Annotated in this window: 14 protein-coding genes and 3 pseudogenes; 4 read left to right on the top strand and 13 right to left on the bottom strand. The window is 43.4% G+C overall.

Annotated elements, in window-relative coordinates; genetic code table 11:
• Nucleotides 1-14: 14 nt before the first annotated feature.
• The 12 genes and pseudogenes from GFC28_RS02280 to GFC28_RS02235 form a co-directional block, all read right to left on the bottom strand.
• Nucleotides 15-260, bottom strand: a complete 246-nt coding sequence (locus GFC28_RS02280; protein ID WP_052661043.1) for a GrpB family protein — start codon at nucleotides 258-260, stop codon at nucleotides 15-17.
• Between the two features lie 20 nt (nucleotides 261-280).
• The gene (locus GFC28_RS02275) at nucleotides 281-676 is read right to left on the bottom strand and encodes a hypothetical protein (RefSeq protein ID WP_052661042.1); all 396 of its coding nucleotides are present in this window, start codon (nucleotides 674-676) and stop codon (nucleotides 281-283) included.
• Nucleotides 677-876: 200 nt separating this feature from the next.
• Nucleotides 877-1,815: an alpha/beta hydrolase gene (locus tag GFC28_RS02270; RefSeq protein ID WP_156487557.1), complete on the bottom strand. Its 939-nt coding sequence runs from the start codon at nucleotides 1,813-1,815 to the stop codon at nucleotides 877-879.
• A 596-nt stretch (nucleotides 1,816-2,411) separates the two neighbouring features.
• Complete coding sequence (locus GFC28_RS19915; RefSeq protein WP_082063858.1) at nucleotides 2,412-2,735, bottom strand: aminoglycoside 6-adenylyltransferase; 324 nt, start codon at nucleotides 2,733-2,735, stop codon at nucleotides 2,412-2,414.
• Nucleotides 2,720-3,280, bottom strand: coding sequence for an aminoglycoside 6-adenylyltransferase (locus tag GFC28_RS19910; RefSeq protein ID WP_052661040.1), 561 nt, complete (start codon nucleotides 3,278-3,280; stop codon nucleotides 2,720-2,722). The genes GFC28_RS19915 and GFC28_RS19910 overlap by 16 nt, the downstream gene beginning before the upstream one ends.
• A 968-nt stretch (nucleotides 3,281-4,248) precedes the next feature.
• Nucleotides 4,249-4,404, bottom strand: coding sequence for a DUF1540 domain-containing protein (locus tag GFC28_RS18630; RefSeq protein ID WP_080862730.1), 156 nt, complete (start codon nucleotides 4,402-4,404; stop codon nucleotides 4,249-4,251).
• Between the two features lie 291 nt (nucleotides 4,405-4,695).
• Nucleotides 4,696-4,883: pseudogene (locus tag GFC28_RS20170) on the bottom strand (GNAT family N-acetyltransferase); the annotation flags it as partial.
• 109 nt (nucleotides 4,884-4,992) lie between these two features.
• The gene (locus GFC28_RS02255) at nucleotides 4,993-6,663 is read right to left on the bottom strand and encodes an acyl-CoA dehydrogenase family protein (RefSeq protein ID WP_044746445.1); all 1,671 of its coding nucleotides are present in this window, start codon (nucleotides 6,661-6,663) and stop codon (nucleotides 4,993-4,995) included.
• The gene (locus GFC28_RS02250; RefSeq protein WP_044746444.1) at nucleotides 6,641-8,170 is read right to left on the bottom strand and encodes a class I adenylate-forming enzyme family protein; all 1,530 of its coding nucleotides are present in this window, start codon (nucleotides 8,168-8,170) and stop codon (nucleotides 6,641-6,643) included. The genes GFC28_RS02255 and GFC28_RS02250 overlap by 23 nt, the downstream gene beginning before the upstream one ends.
• Nucleotides 8,167-8,553 carry a MerR family transcriptional regulator gene (locus tag GFC28_RS02245; protein ID WP_044746443.1) on the bottom strand — a complete coding sequence of 129 codons (387 nt, stop codon included), beginning with the start codon at nucleotides 8,551-8,553 and terminating at the stop codon, nucleotides 8,167-8,169. The genes GFC28_RS02250 and GFC28_RS02245 overlap by 4 nt, the downstream gene beginning before the upstream one ends.
• 308 nt (nucleotides 8,554-8,861) lie before the next feature.
• Nucleotides 8,862-9,602 carry an SDR family NAD(P)-dependent oxidoreductase gene (locus tag GFC28_RS02240; RefSeq protein WP_044746442.1) on the bottom strand — a complete coding sequence of 247 codons (741 nt, stop codon included), beginning with the start codon at nucleotides 9,600-9,602 and terminating at the stop codon, nucleotides 8,862-8,864.
• Nucleotides 9,603-9,671: 69 nt separating this feature from the next.
• Nucleotides 9,672-10,200 (bottom strand): annotated as a pseudogene (locus GFC28_RS02235) (dienelactone hydrolase family protein).
• Between the two features lie 556 nt (nucleotides 10,201-10,756).
• On the opposite strand from GFC28_RS02235, the pseudogene GFC28_RS02230 reads away from it, so the two are divergent.
• A pseudogene (locus GFC28_RS02230) lies at nucleotides 10,757-11,325 on the top strand (dihydrofolate reductase family protein).
• A gap of 213 nt (nucleotides 11,326-11,538) precedes the next feature.
• Here the strand turns inward: GFC28_RS02230 and GFC28_RS02225 are convergent.
• The gene (locus GFC28_RS02225; RefSeq protein WP_044746481.1) at nucleotides 11,539-13,527 is read right to left on the bottom strand and encodes an acetoacetate--CoA ligase; all 1,989 of its coding nucleotides are present in this window, start codon (nucleotides 13,525-13,527) and stop codon (nucleotides 11,539-11,541) included.
• A 522-nt stretch (nucleotides 13,528-14,049) separates the two neighbouring features.
• On the opposite strand from GFC28_RS02225, the gene GFC28_RS02220 reads away from it, so the two are divergent.
• Genes GFC28_RS02220 through GFC28_RS02210 form a run of 3 tightly spaced genes read left to right on the top strand, consistent with a single transcriptional unit; the run spans nucleotide 14,050 to nucleotide 16,397 of the window.
• Nucleotides 14,050-14,310: a FeoA family protein gene (locus tag GFC28_RS02220; protein ID WP_044746441.1), complete on the top strand. Its 261-nt coding sequence runs from the start codon at nucleotides 14,050-14,052 to the stop codon at nucleotides 14,308-14,310.
• On the top strand, nucleotides 14,294-15,034 hold the full coding sequence (locus GFC28_RS02215; protein WP_044746440.1) for a FeoB small GTPase domain-containing protein: 741 nt from the start codon (nucleotides 14,294-14,296) through the stop codon (nucleotides 15,032-15,034). Before GFC28_RS02220 ends, GFC28_RS02215 begins: the two co-directional genes overlap by 17 nt.
• Nucleotides 15,003-16,397: a nucleoside recognition domain-containing protein gene (locus GFC28_RS02210; protein WP_044746439.1), complete on the top strand. Its 1,395-nt coding sequence runs from the start codon at nucleotides 15,003-15,005 to the stop codon at nucleotides 16,395-16,397. The genes GFC28_RS02215 and GFC28_RS02210 overlap by 32 nt, the downstream gene beginning before the upstream one ends.
• Nucleotides 16,398-16,417 lie beyond the last annotated feature (20 nt).

Below are 16,417 nucleotides of genomic sequence, written 5' to 3'. Positions count from 1 at the left end.
TTATAACAGATGACCTACATTAGCAACAATCTTTTAGAAAAGAGCCTTTGCTTATTAAAACGATCGACTTCGTCAAGATTGTGGACCTCGACCATGATATCAATGATGGGCTTGGCGCGCATTCCAGGGACCGAGGTGCTTCCGATATGGTAGATTTCAACGCACCCGTTTTGAAAGACGTCTTTCATTTTGTCTGCTTCACAACGAAACTGCTCCGCCCACTGTTCAGAAAATGGAACGACTTCGACTTTTCGCGCCATCCATCATCACCTTTTTTCTTTTAAACATTTCGGCTCCTCATGACCTTTATGCCAAATCGCAGACAATCCCGACAAATCAACGTAAAGGGTCCCTGTACGAGCGGCTCTTTGTGCTGAAGGCAGAAGGAGCATCGTTGTTTTATTTCTCGCGCAAATACATGCTGGCTTTTTTCTTCGCTTAAAGCTTTTATATTTTCATACACGCAGTTTAAAAGTGTTCCATCAATATACTCCAATCCCCTCTTTAGCTTCATTGCCATCAGCTTGCAAGCAACAGCCATTCCTTCATAAAACCTTCGATTCTCTATATCTTTACTGTTGCCGGCCTGATTTCCTATCTCTGTCGCAAACTCTTCCAATTCCTCGATCATTCCTTCAACATCCTGACTAGTAAACCATTTTCTTCGATTGCTCACAAACATCCCCTCCTCATACAAATGGTACGTAGATGTTAATACTACATAAAGGTAAATTATTCCTTTAAAAAAAGATACTGATCCAAAAATTTTTCCAATATTTACAATGGGGGGGACTGTCGACATGCCAGGTTATCGAAAAATGCTTGAGATCGCTTTGCAACTAGGATCCCGCTCCATAAATCCTTCGTTCAACGTCATCATTCTGCCTTTTGTACTTTTTCTAAAAACTGAAGCACCTTTTGAATATACTCGTCTTTGTACATCGCAAAGCTTTTCACATGCTTGGCCTTTTCAGTGAGCCAAATTTCAAAAACATCGCGATGTTTATTATACATGCTTACACTTTCCTTGTATGGAATCGACGGATCATCTTTACTGTGGATAAATAAGACGGGACGCGGTGCTATCTGATCCACTGCTTTTATAGGGATTGATTCCGCCGGATTTAAATCTGTCAACATAGGAATAAGCGTTATAATTAAGTAAGTAAATGGGACGTTGGGCAAATGGGTCCATACAGGCATATAGGTGCGCAAATAGCTTTCTAAATCACTAAATGGACTGTCAGCAATCACCGCTTTTACATCTTTATCCATTCCCGCAGCTAAAATGGAGGTGGCAGCTCCCATCGACACACCATAAAGCGCGACCGGCTCAGAATAATGATGTTTTGCATAATCAATCACACCAAGCAAGTCGTATTTTTCCTTTGCGCCAATCGTAGTCATATCGCCTTCTGATTCACCGCTTGCTCGAAAATCAAACATCATAACGCGGTATCCTTCCGACGCTAGCGATTGAGCCAACGGCAAAAAAGGAACATTGGGCTCGTAGCGGTTGCCGCCGTAGCCATGCGAAAAAATAATCGTCATCCGAGCCTGTTTGGTCGGTTCTATAATCCATCCTTTCAACTTAAGCCCGTCGTCTTTGCTGATAAAGGTGGCATCTTGATAGGCAAGTCCATAATCTTTTGGTGTTTCTAAAATCGGTTTTCGTTCTTTATGCGTTAAATTCCATCCAACATAGACGGAAATCGCCACACATGCGACGATCGCAACAAGCAATACACTAGCGAGCGAGATCGCAATTCTCTTTTTTGTCCTTGCCTTTCTCTCAAGCTGCATTGGCAAATTCATCGTTGTCACCTCTTTATCTATATTTTGAAACGAAAGAGAGGGAAGCAAAGCAGCATCTGTCTCTTTTATCGCGAAACCGGTTGATGAAACCTTTGATCTTTGCACGGAAGCTCCTATTCGTTCAATAATAAACTGAATATTCAGACTTATTGACAGACAATAAGAAACGTGCGCTGCACTATGAATTGTCCATATTCGCAGTCAAGAACACTTGGCTGCTTAATGCAAGCGGCCCGCATCGTCATGACCCGCTCTTCTTGCCTTATCCTCTTTTTCCCATTATATTGAAATCTCCTGTTGCCATAAAGAAAATTTTCAAGCCGCTCTTTTTTTATAAAAACACAACCGTTGCCTCCATTCAGCCAATATTCCAAAAGAATGTCTGGTGACCAGTGTTGGTTGTCCATTATTTTACTAAAAAGCAATGAATGCTATGGACAAATATAAGCTTATACACATGAAAAGACGTTCATAACATCCTCCGCCCCTTAACAGAGCGGGGGAGGAGGCTCAGAAATGGAATGTCCAGTAAAAACCACGGCCAGAAGGTCAGTCTTTAGACCTGGCCCCCGACCGTGAAAAAACAGCCCAACAGGCTAACATCTATCTAACCGCCTTACTTGTAACAAATACTCCCTGATCTTTTCTTCCACTTTGCTAGGATATGTATAGCCTAATGCCTGGCCAACTTTCGCGCTTAACTTTGTAAACAAATCGGCCATGCCAAACAGAGCCGTCCAGTTATCCTCTATGTTGCTTCCGACAAAGGTCGACTCAAGCTCGATCCACGTTTCTTCATCTAGATATCTTTTAAACCATCGGCCATGCTTGTTCGGATTCACCTTCCAATCATACTGAACACCTATATACCATTCCACCATTTTCTGCAAATAATGAAATCGGATCACAGAATCAAGCATATAAACCTGGCAAAGTATAATTCATCGCGCCATAGTCCTTTAGCAACATAAGTCGTATCCCACCAAAAATCATTGATAAGCTCCAGATACTCTTCTTCTGTCGGCTTTTGTGTCAAAAATGCTGAATAAGTTGGAGTTTTTAGCTTCTGAGTCAACTGATCTTTATCAAGTAAAATTTGATAACCGTTATCATATTCTGGAGGAAGCTGCGGTTTCTGAACAAGCGCTATTAGCGATTTCACAGTAAATAGTTGAAAATCAATTTTTGTCCCATCCTCGTAGAGAACAAGGCGGGTGATCCTGTTTTGATTTACCGACGGTTTTAACGGAACGCAAGTAATCATGTCACCAAAACTTTTTAACCATTGGTCACTAGCTAGAAAAGGAGTTAAATTTTTAACATATAATTCAACATCATAATCACTAAAGATATCTTTTTTAACATAAGGATTGGACCTCGAGCTTGTTAATATCATCGCTCGAACCTCGCTGTTAGCCTCTCCCCAATGAAGCAGCTCGCTCAATAGCTCCTGTTCTTTTTTCATTTGCCCCAATCCCATCCTAATTTCTTATTTTCTTTTCTACAATCCCGTCTTGCTCATTGGACAAAGATGACCGATTACGTCGGGATAAATGCCATTGTAACTGCCTTATCATTTTTCTAACACGTCCCCAATGTTTAAGAGAAAAATAGCAGGTTAAGATCATCTCCCTAACGACCACATTCATTAGCCATGACGATTTAACCAGCATAAATATTCCCCAAACCATCGCCGCTAAATTCCCTTATCGAATGAATCCTCCACTATAGCAAAGCTCGTGCACTTTTTCGCCGTTGTGAAAAATATTCTCTTTCCGAGTAAATGGTTCCCACCCACTCGTTTAGGTAAGCATATCGTCCAATTTCAATATATTGGCCGATATGGGTCATTGCTCTCGACAAATCAGAGCGTTTGACGCAAAAAAGCATAAATCAAAGCAATTTTAGCTCGCACGGCATATCAGAAATAAGCACTCCTCCCAACCGCACCATTGATCAAAGCAACTGCTCATCCTGTCCTACGACTTCTTGTCCGGCAAGCTAAGCAAAACTGAAATAAAGATCCGCGGTATAGAAAGCTGCCTTTGCGATATTCAAGCTGCTTTGCTCCATTCAATAGCGAAGGCACGGCTGTCGCATTTCCTTCAGCGGCATACGTCTATTTCTTCGCTTCAATAAAAAATTCAACAAATCGGGATTCGGTCATTTATGATTTCCCCTTTTGAGCTATATATTGTGTCTGACCTTGATCCGTCATTTTCCGTTATTCATCAGCGGATCAAAGTTTTTTATCAATGAATATGTAGCAGCAAAACATATGCCGAGTACAAAAAATCCCACTTCCTTGAAAGCACAGATAGCGAGTAAAAATCTCCAATAAATGATAAAAGAAACGCTTGATAATGATTATCATTCATGTTAGAATAAATGCGGGAGGAAGGAATGACAGACTTCCTTACCTCCCTGTCTCCATTACTTAGCTTCGAATGTTTTGCAATCTGTTTCTGCAGAGCTTTGTGCTTTTTCATGGGAACTATGAGAAATGATGTAGATTTTGTCAGCTTGGCATTGATTGCCGTCACCCCAATGGCGGCAAGTGTTCACTTCACAGAGCACGTCTTTGGCCATGTCTGATCACCTCCTTTTTGGAATAGCATGGCAAAACTTAGAGGTTGATTCTAGATTGATTTGTTGCTTGTCCCCCTTTTGGAGTAAGGGGCTTTTTTTGTGTCTCACTTCTACTATATAATAGATTCTATGTAACTGCAAGCTATTGAAAGAATCCCACCGCAGTCCATTCCTATTCATGCTTTTCCAATTGCTCCACAATCTCTGATTTTCCGGAAAGTCGGATCGAAGCAGGATCTCGGCGAATGATCTCAGCAAATCCATCTGCATCAAACGCGGCTGGAGCATACAGAATATCATAAAAACGCCATAAAACGGCCCGAAGCGCACCTTGTTCGTCAAAGTCTCCCCATAATTCTTGGAAATCCTGCTAATAACCAAAAGCCACGATATCATCAATGATAAAAAGATTGATAGAAGCTTCTTGCGCTAAAAAGAAAAACAGCGGAATGATCTCTTTTGGTCAATCTCCGAATCATATGACTCCCCTGTCTCCATCGATCGATGTCGATAAAATTAGCAAAAAAGCGCTCTCTTCAATCTTTCCATAAAATAAAAGCTGGCATACGCCAGCTTCTTTTGATCCTCTTATACTCTCATCTTCTTATTTTTATTTACCAGCAAATCGAAACAATGGACCGCAAGCATCTCATAATCCAGTAAATGCTGAGGCCAAATGTGCTGCAAAAAGAGGCGGGCAATCATTTCGCTTCGTTCGCTTTCCGAAGCGTTTTTCAATGCCGTCACGCTTAAATAAAGATCGCACAAACGATTGGCTATTTTTTTCGCATGGTATGTTTGCGCATGTTCCGGCATCGCTTGCAGCCTTGGCAATGACTCCATCAGCTCATCCAATCCGCTTTCCACCGGCTTCGCCAACGGGCGAAGATGTCCGGGAAGCGCCGCCAACTGCTCGCGCATCTTGTCGTTAAAGCGTTCCTCAATGCGATGCTTTCGGATGAGCCGCAATACTTCCAAGCTCAAAATATTAGCGGTGCCTTCCCAAACCGTCAGCACTTGTGCGTCACGAAGAAGCCTTGGAGTGACAAAATCTTCGATATAACCATTGCCGCCGTGCATCTCAATCGCTTCGTGCGCAAAAGCGATCGCCTCTTCAGCGGTGCGCATTTTCAAAATGGCAATCAATAGCCGATTCCACGCTTTTTCTGCTTCCGTTGCCTGCTCTGGCGCTTGCATAATGCGATCAAATAATGCAATCAGCTCAAAACAAGCACTTGTCTGTACTTCTTGGCGCGCTGTCAAGTGAGCCAACGTTTCTCTCACCATCGGGTACGAGGTCAATGTTTGCCCAAAAGCTGATCGTTCCTCTGCATACTGTACCGCTTCATCAAGCGCCCGCTTCATAATGCCGATGGAAGCAACCGCATTGCAGACACGCGATAAATTGAGCGCTTCCATCATATAATAAAAGCCTTTTGTCGGATCGCCCACAACATAAGCTTTCGCACCGTCAAACACCACTTCCGCTGATGGAACGGCCCGCACCCCAAGCTTATCTTTCAATCGGCGAATTTGAATGCCATTGAGCGCTCCATCGTCCGTGCGCCACGGCACAAGAAACAAGCTAAGTCCTTTTGTTCCTGGTCCGCTGCCCTCGATGCGCGCTAATACCATGGCTACGCCGCACATGCCAGCATTGCTCGCAAAGTATTTTTCACCATAAATTTTATAATGATCGCCGCAAGGAACCGCCTTCACCTCATTCGCTCCAACATCCGATCCTCCTTGCCGCTCTGTCAAAAAGGTGGCTCCCTCATATCGTTCGACTTCTCCTGTTGAAATGACATGTGGCAAATATTTATTTTTCAGCTCTTGATCCGCAAAATGCTCCAATAAATAGGCCGTTGCCATTGTCAACGTGACCGGGCAATAAAAACCCGGTTCTACCTGTGATAACAAATAACCTTGCGCATAAGAGTAAATATAGTTGCCTTTTCGGCCAAGCTCTGGAATGGTTTTATGAACGTAGCCGACGATTCCAGATTCATATGTTTGCTTTACCGTCTGACGGTAGCCTTCGTTGACCCACACCTCCGATACATCATTTCCAAAGCGATCATATTTGATTAACCTCGGCTGCCCTTCACGATCGGTATGGACGGCCCTTTTATCAAATTCCGTCATACAAAGCTGCCAAAACTTCTCCAGCTCTTTCTCTGCATAGCCATATAATTCTGGATCTAAATATTTTTTTAAATTCGCCAGTAAATTTGGATCAGCTTCGTGCAGCTGCTTCATCGCCCATCCCCCTTAAGACTTGCTTTAATATTTTTCCCGTCGCATTGCGCGGCAGTTCATCAATCTGTTCATATAAGCGCGGAATTTTATAATCAGCAAGCTTCCCTGATAGAAAACGCTTACAACGATCTGCGAGTGAATCGATCGGTTTTGCCCCAACAATAAAAGCCTTTACCGTTTCCCCCCATTCCGGATGCGGCACTCCAACAACAGCGACATCTATAATGTCGGGATGGGTTCGCAACACGTCTTCCACTTCCTTCGGATAGACGTTGACACCGCCGGAAATAATCATATCTTTTTTACGGTCCACAATCCAAATATAACCGTCCTCATCACGACGAGCTAAATCTCCCGTATAAAGCCAGCCGTTTTTTAATGTTTCTCCTGTTTTTTCTTCGTCTTTATAGTATCTTTTCATCGTTCCTTCGCCGGCGAGCGCAATTTCTCCAATTTCACCCGCTGGCACTTCACGTCCCTGCTCATCGACAATTTTCACTTCGCAGTTGAGCGCAGCGAATTTACCGACGCTGCCCGCTTTGTGAGCATGTTCCTCCGGCGACAAGTACGTGCCGTTCGGACCGGCTTCTGTTAAGCCGTATAAGCACATGAGGCGGTCAGTGCGAAACTGTTTGGCGATCAATCGCACTTCTTCAGCTGACAGCGGCGCTCCGCCATATGTCCAATATTGAACGGAAGAGAGATCATGCTGATGAAGGAGCGGGTGCTTAGCCGCAAGCAGATAAGCGACAGGGGCTCCGAAAAAGTGGGTAATGCGGTGCTGTTCGACAAGCTGAAACAATGCTTCTGGGGAAAACGAAGGTGATAATATATGGGTGGCCCCAACATACATGCCGCCAATAAAAAATAAATGAAGCGGAGCGGAGTGACTGAGCGGCATCATATGCAACAAGCGGCTGTCTTTATCCATTTTCGTTTCTAGCGCCATCATGACAGCGACAGATAAAATATTGCGGTACGTAAATAAGACGCCTTTGGGCCTCCCTGTCGTGCCGGATGTATATAAAATCGTCGCTTCATCGTCTTCTTGAAGCGGGCAGGCAATCGAATTCGCGCTGCCATCATGAATGAGCTGCGCGAGCGACCGCCAGCCGTCTTTCGCCTCGCCGGTTTTGATCCATAGAAGATCGAAATCGCCAGCAAGCGGCGCCAGCGCTTCATAAATCCAATCATGGGCGATGACCGCTTTCGCTTCGCTATGCTCGACAATATAGCGCACTTCTTCAGCCGTCAGCCGGGCGTTGACCGGAACGGCAATCGCGCCGAGGCGCAAAACCGCAAAGTAGGCATACACAAATTCTTTCGTGTTTGGCATATACAAAACGACTTTATCCTCTCGCTTCAGCCCGAGCCTTTGCAGCGACGAAGCGAGGCGATTGACCGTCTCATCCACTTGCCTGTATGAAAGAACCGCGTCTCCATCAATGATCGCGATTTTTTCCGGAAATTTGCGCGCATTTCGCGCCAAGAGTTCAGAAATGTTCATTCACTTCCCTCCAATTCTTCTAATCTTGTTTTAAAGTCTTCTAAAATCGTTTCCATTTCATGTTTTAGCTGCAGCCAATCAGCGATCCGCTCTTTCACCTCCTTCAGCTTCTGCTCACCATATTCAATCGTTTTTTCAAGCTGCTTCCGTCCGGTGCGATCTTTGTCAAAAAGCGAAATCATTTCATGAATTTCCTCAAGCGAGAAGCCAAACCGCTTGCCGCGCAAAATAAGCTTTAACACAGCCCGATCCTTTTTCGTGTACAAGCGCTGGCCCGACTCGGTGCGGATCGGTACAATGAGCCCGCGCTCTTCATAATAACGAATCGTCCGCGTGCTGATGTCAAATTCCTGCGACAGCTGGGAGATGGTATAGAAATTCATCGAGTTCACCTATATTTTTTATTTTTCTGAATTTTATTTTAATTTACGTTAACGTAAAAGTCAATCATTAGATTCGTCTCCCAATCATCGATTTTCCTTAGACCACATGTGCATAGAATCGCGACATTTCATCCATTAATGACGATTTATTTTAACGTATCCACTGACAAACTTTTCGCTTTTTAAAACTATAGTATTGAACAATCTTCTCTGCGCATTTCTTGCCGAACACAACCACAAAAAACAACAAAGGAGCTATCCCATACTAACAGCTCCTTTGTGAAAACCTCTTCATTTATCGTTTTCTGCTACTCCACGTATATCATTTTCCGCGTCATCCCGCCATCGACGACCAATTGAATCCCCGTGACAAAATGGTTGTCTGGATTTGTCAAATATAAGCAAGCGCGGGCGATATCGTCCGGTTTCCCGACTCGGCCGGATGGATGCTGGGCGTGGTCTTCATCGCGCAGCTGTTCATAATCACCCGTTTCGATCCATCCAGGACAAATCGCATTAACCGTGATACGATCCGGTCCAAGCGAAACGGCCAAAGCGTGCGTCAATGATAAAATGCCGCCTTTGGAAGCCGCGTACGCCTCCGAGTTCGCTTCCGACATGAGCGCCCGCGTCGAAGAAATGTTCACGATCGCCCCGCCGCCATGCGTTCGCATCATTTTTGCTGCTTCACGCGAACAAAGGAACGTGCCGCGCAAATTCGTGTGGATAACATCATCCCACTGTTCGACGGTTAAATCATACGGCGAAACGAAAATGCCAAATCCGGCATTATTGATGAGCACATCCATTCGGCCAAACGATTCCCTGATTTGCTCAAACATCTTCACAATCTCATCCGGAACACTTAAATTGCACACGTATGGATGAACATCATACTTTTGCGCTTGCAGTCTGCTTGTGACCACTTCCACTTCTTTCGCTTTATCGACAGCAACAACCGTTGCGCCTTGCTCCGCGTATGCTTTCACTAGCCCGCGCCCGATGCCTCCCGCCGCTCCGGTAATGACGACGACTTTTCCTTGGTACATGCTTTGAATCCCCCTTTTACTTTTAATCATGTCCCCCCTGAAACGGTAAATCGTTAAAAATCCTTCTGTTTATTTTTCGCCTGTCCAAATCGTTTCAATGAATTTGAACGACCAATCAAGCGCTCTTTTTTCCGTTTCAGGGTGATAAAAACGCGAGAAAGGATTGGCAAACCCGTGTGCGCCTTCCCCCCTCTCGATGTTCACGCCTGATGTGCACGATAATCGTTCTGTCAGCTGATGGACATCAACCGACGCCTCTTGTTCGGCAAACAATAAACGTACAGACATTTTTGGACGCAAATCGGTATAGTCTCGAATTCGGGAACCGTAGTAGCCAATTGCTGCATCCCCTATCCCATCATATTCAGAACATAACCATGCCACAGTGGCGCCGACGCTGTATCCCCAAAACACGACAGTTTCGTACTTCTTTTTTAAGGGTTGCGCTAAATTGTTTCGCCTGTTCAAATCCAATTTCATTTCGACAATATTGATAAGTTTCTTTCTCACCATTGTAATGGAAAGTTTCCCTATTGAGCAAATTAAGGCAATAGACGTCATACCCTTGAGCAGTAATCATTTGCGTTGCATATTTCATATGATCATTGATTCCGTAGATTTCATGGATTAAGACTACAGCAACATTTGAATCGTTACAATGTTTCAACATAAAGTCTTTGTTCCCTCCCTCGAGCGCGCCAAAATGACAAGGACACATTGCCGTTTCTTCGCACCATCCACTTCCATTTCACGGTTTATTATAGGAGATGCTAAAAAATATGTAAACAAAAAATGGAATTTAAAGATAATAAAGACTCTGTTAAAGGTAACTGTTGATATTTGAACCTTCTCTGAACTTTTGATATAATCCGATAGCGACAAATATTCGTATAAAGAACTTAAGTTGAGCAAAGCGCTTAGCAACTTCTTAAAACACATCGACTAATTATCACATACAAAGAAAGAGCAAGTATATCAATAAATTAAACATGTCAAACCTTTATGTTCTGTTGATGGGCGTCTAACTAATGAAACGAGAGAGACTTTTTAGTAACTTCAGTCACTTTTTCAGCAATAAATGCTGTCAATAATGAAATATGGAATTATTAAAGGAAGAAGAAACAATACCCAAATGATAAAAAGGAAGATGAGTTATGTCAAATAACGTAAGACAGAGAAGAATCATTTTAGATTTAGCAGTTACTTTAGATGGTTTTGTTGAAGGGAAAAATGGAGAAGTTGATTGGTGCATCATGGACTCTGAGATGGAGTTTATTAATTTCTTAAACCAAATTGATACTATTTTATATGGAAGAAAAAGCTACGATTTATGGGGACAATTTACCCCAGAAACTACTGATGATGCTGAAAAAGAAATTTGGGAATTAATTCATAGCAAAAAAAATATGTGTTTTCCAGAACGCAAAAAGAGGCTGATGACAAAGCGACATTCATAAATGATAATATTTTGGAAGAAGTATTAAAACTAAAGAATGAACCTGGTAAAGACATCTGGCTATATGGCGGAGCAAATCTTATTACTACTTTTATCAATTTAGGGCTTATTGATGAATTTAGATTATCTGTCCACCCTGTTATTTTGGGAGAAGGAAAACCCTTATTTATTGATATAAAGCAAAGATTGAATTTAAAACTAGTTAATACAAGAACGTTCTCCTCTGGCGTTGTGCAACTAATTTATCATTGGAATGGTAATCAATAATATGATTCATTCCAATGATAAATTGCCATAAATAGTAATGGTCATTTATTCAACAATTGACGGGTTAGTGCAAGAACAATCGAAAAACTACAATAATAGGTTTCCTTCAGCATTTTGACATTATCAACATGAGCTTTTAACAGAAATGAAATAAAAAACGAGGCGGCTGCCGCAAAGCAACGGCCTCGTTTGCTTCATAGCGAATAATCCCCGTTATCCGTTCAACATCGGGCTCTCCAACTTTTTCGCCAGCTCGACAAAGAACTCCAGCGACTCCGGATTCGCCATCGAACCGACATTCACCGCCTTTTCAAGCGGGAAGCCTAATAGCACCTTGCGGATCGGAATTTCCATTTTCTTTCCGTTTAACGTTTTCGGAATTTGTTCCACTTGATAAATTTCATCTGGAATAAATCGCGGTGACACTTTGGTTTTAATGGCCTCCTTCACTTTATGCTTCAATTCCTCATCTAATTTTCTTCCAGGCTGAAGCACAACGAATAGCGGCATAAAGGATTGTCTCCCCATGACCTCCAAGTCAATCACTAAGCTTTCGATCACTCCGTCAACCGTTTCAACCGCCCGATAAATTTCACTTGTTCCCATGCGGATGCCAGCGCGGTTGATCGTGGAATCGGAACGTCCGTAAATGACGCAGCTTCCCTGTTCATCAATTTTAATCCAGTCCCCATGCTTCCAAACTCCCGGATATGTGTCAAAATAGCTTTCCTTATAACGCTTGTAATTTTCATCATTCCAGAAAAACAGCGGCATGGAAGGCATTGGAGCGGTAATGACTAGTTCACCCACCTCATTGATAAGCGGCTGACCCTTTTCATCAAACGATTGAACGCTGGCACCGAGCGCTCGGCATTGCAGCATCCCTGCCCGCACAGGCAAAATCGGGGAGCCGCCGACAAACGCGGTGCACACATCGGTTCCGCCGCTGCACGACACTAACCAAACATCTTTTTTAACATGCTCATACACCCAAGCAAATCCTTCGGTCGTCAACGGGGATCCCGTGGAGAGAACCGCTTGTAAATAAGAAAGATCGTACTGCTCTTTTGGGCTGATTCCTAGCTTCATACAAAGATTAATAAATGCGGCACTTGTTCCAAAATGAGTGATCTGAGCTTGTTCGGCCAGCTCCCATAAAATGTGGCCATCACGGAACGTAGGACTTCCGTCATAAAGCACAACCTTGGCTCCTACCAGTAAACCGCCAATCAAAAAATTCCACATCATCCATCCTGTTGTGGTAAACCAGAAAAAGGTGCTGTCAGCCGTCATGTTTTGTTCAATCATCAATATTTTCAAATGCTCCAGCAAAATTCCTCCATGGCCTTGAACGATCGGCTTTGGCAGTCCTGTCGTCCCTGACGAATATAAAATCCAAAGAGGATGATCGAACGGAACATGCTCGTACGAAAGCTCGCTCTGTTCCTGAATCAAATCGCTCCATAACCAAACAGAATCATCTGGCGCTTTTGTTTGTTCATTTAAATATGATACAAGAATCGTCTTCTTGAGCGATGGGAGCTTTTGGCGAAGCTCGTTCATCACATCGCGTTTGTCAAATGATTTCCCATTATATTGGCACCCGTCCACCGTGATGAACACGACGGGGTCAATTTGCTGGAAACGGTCGATAACGCTGCCGGTGCCAAAATCAGTGGAGCAGCTTGACCAAATGGCGCCAATGCTGGCACACGCTAAAAAGGCGATCACGGTTTCCGGAATATTCGGCATATAAGCAGCCACGCGATCGCCGCGTTTGACGCCTAATTTTTTGAGAGCGCTGGCAACCGCCGCTGTTTGCTCCTTTAACTCTTTCCATGTGATCTCGCGTTGTGCGATGTTCTCTGAGCGGAAAATCAGCGCCGTTTTTTCGTCTTGTGCATGACGAAAAACGTGCTCAACATAATTGAGGCGCGCTCCTGGAAACCACTGTGCTCCCGGCATAGCCCGCTTTTCCAACACGCATTGATACGGATGCGAGGATTGCACCCCACAATACTCCCATACTGTCTCCCAAAACTTTTCTAAATGCTCCACCGACCATGTCCATAACTGTTGATGCGTTTGCAGTTTCATTCCCTTTTTTTCTTGCAGCCAATTCATATAGCGATAGATACTCGACTGTTGAATCTGTTCTTCTGTTGGCGTCCATAGTATGGTCCCATCCGTAACCGTTTTCATTTTCGTCCGCGTCAAAACGTGCTGTTTTGCGCAGAATTCACCACCTTTCCCCTTTGTTTCCCAAGCATCTCTTTATTTAAAATTCAGATTATTTTTATAATAACATTTTTTCTAATAGAAGTGTAACTCGAAGATTCGACTTTTCCCCGATTCACCCAACGATTTTCTGTCTTTTTCGACAAACAAGAACTGCCCATCATCACAGGCTCTTAGCTGCCGAATAACAAAAGCAACTTCAAATAAAACGAAGCATCCCTGAAAAGACCATGTTCAGAAACCAACAAACCGTTTTTTCTTTTTCCTTCCATTTTTAGATATCCATAACACCCTATAAAGACCTAAGCGTTATTCGTTTCATCCAAAGAAAAAACAAACGCTGTATCGCTTTCTGCCTCACCTTTATAAAAGAATAACAAACAAAATCATTGACAAAATGACCATCGCTGAATAATATAAAAATAAAAGTTGGTCTAGGGAAAAATTATAATACTAGTACAAATTATTAATGAGGGGGCAACTGTTGTGACCCAAGCAAAACTTGAACGATTATCTGATGCCAAGCCAGGAGAACGGTTTCGAATTATAAAAATCGCAATAGAGGGAACGATGAAGCGAAGATTGCTTGACTTAGGATTCGTACCAGGAAACGAAGTGCTCGTACTGCAGAAAAGTCCACTTGGCGATCCAACCGCTTATCGGGTCAGCCATACAACCATCGCGTTACGAAATGAAGAAAGCTCAAACATTTATGGGGAGAGGATGCGCAATGAGCAACAATCATAATCAATATACAATCGCCTTGGCAGGAAATCCGAACACCGGAAAAAGCACATTATTTAATTTATTAACTGGATTGCGGCAGCATACAGGCAATTGGACAGGAAAAACCGTTGCACATGCGGAAGGCTTTTTCGATTATAAAGGTCAAAGCTACCAGATTACGGATCTTCCCGGAACGTACTCATTATATTCCAATTCGGCTGATGAGGAAGTAGCGCGGGACTTTATCATTTTCGCTAAACCAGATGTTACACTCGTTGTTTTAGATGCCACAGCTCTGGAGCGAAATCTGAATCTCGCGCTTCAAGTATTAGAGATGACAAGTCAAGTGATCGTTTGCGTGAATTTAATGGATGAAGCCAAAAAGAAAGGAATACAAATAGACATCCACAAGCTTTCACAAAAGCTAGGCGTTCCTATTGTTCCTATTTCTGCACGCAATGAAGAAGGAATTGATCAACTCCTAGATACCATCGATCAAATGGTTCGTGGGGATATTCAAACCAATCCGCTACAAATTTCGTACAATCGCGCAATTGAAGAAAAAATTGAAAAGCTGGTCCCTTTTGTCAAACAGGTGATCGGTGACCATTATCCTGCCCGTTGGATCGCGCTTCGCCTGTTAGATGGAGATATGTCTCTCCTTCAATCGCTACAAAAGGAACCGCAGCAATTTCTAAAGGAGGTGCCCCACTATGCGTGCAACTGCTCCACTAAATCCATTTGAGGAGTTAATGAGCCGGGCACAAAGCTTGACAGATAGCGATACGCGTGAGCAGATCGTTTCCGCCCTTTTTCAAACGTCACAGGCGATCTGCCGAGAATCCGTTCACTATACTAAACAAAAGAAGCATGATGAGACCGAGAAACTAGATCGTGTGCTCACCTCGAAAATATGGGGATTTCCCATCATGCTGGCCATGCTTGCGATCGTCATTTATATTACGGTAGCCGGTGCCAATGTTCCTTCAAGTATGCTGGCAAACTTTTTTAATTGGCTTGAAGGCTATATTGGTCTTGTTTTTAAACAGCTGCACGCTCCAGACTGGCTTTATGGAATTCTCGTATTAGGTCTATACCGCGGAACCGCTTGGGTGGTGAGTGTTATGCTGCCGCCAATGGCGATATTCTTTCCGATTTTTGCTTTGTTAGAAAACTATGGGTACCTTCCGCGAGTAGCCTTTAATATGGATCGTCTCTTTAAAAAATCAGGAGCGCACGGAAAACAATCTCTCACTATGGCGATGGGCTTTGGCTGCAACGCCGCTGCCATTATGTCGACACGCATTATTGAATCGCCGCGTGAACGTATGCTGGCTATCTTAACCAACAATTTTGTCCCTTGTAACGGACGATGGCCAACGCTCATTTTACTCGCTTCTCTATTTATGGCGGCAGGCTATACAGGCGGATGGAAAACATTTGTTACCGCAGGAGTCGTCGTCGCCATGGTTCTGTTTGGAATTATTGTCACGCTCACCGTCTCATGGATTTTATCTAAAACCGCATTGCGTGGCGTGCCGACTCATTATACACTTGAGCTTCCGCCTTATCGTCGTCCTAAAATATGGGATACCATTATTCGTGCTACATTAGATAAGTCCGTGTATGTGCTAAAACGTGCGGTTGCTGTCGCTGCTCCAGCCGGTGTGTTAACATGGATATTAGCGAACATTCACATTGGTGACACGACCATTCTGGTTTACATTACGGATTGGCTTGATCCGTTTGCACGTGAACTTGGACTTGATGGCTATATTTTAATGGCTTTTATTTTGGGTCTTCCAGCTAACGAAATTGTGCTGCCTATTTTGCTCATGGGATATTTATCAACAGGGGCATTAACAGAAGTCGATGATCTTCATTCATTAAAGCAAATTTTCCTTGATCACGGCTGGACATGGCTGACCGCATTAAATATGATGTTATTTTCTTTACTTCACTATCCATGCGGCACAACATTGATTAATATTTATAAAGAAACAAAAAGCAAAAAATGGACGCTGCTCGCCTTTTTGATTCCAACGAGTATCGCGATTGCCGTTACCTTTTTAACCACTCACATCGTGCAATGGTTTGATCTTCTATAAGAAAAAATGTCCCGCCTTCT

The sequence above is a fragment of the Anoxybacillus sp. B2M1 genome, assembly GCF_001634265.1.
In the GTDB taxonomy this organism is placed as follows: domain Bacteria; phylum Bacillota; class Bacilli; order Bacillales; family Anoxybacillaceae; genus Anoxybacteroides; species Anoxybacteroides rupiense.
Note: the sequence above shows the minus strand (reverse complement) of the source record. Positions and strands in the feature narration are given on the sequence as shown.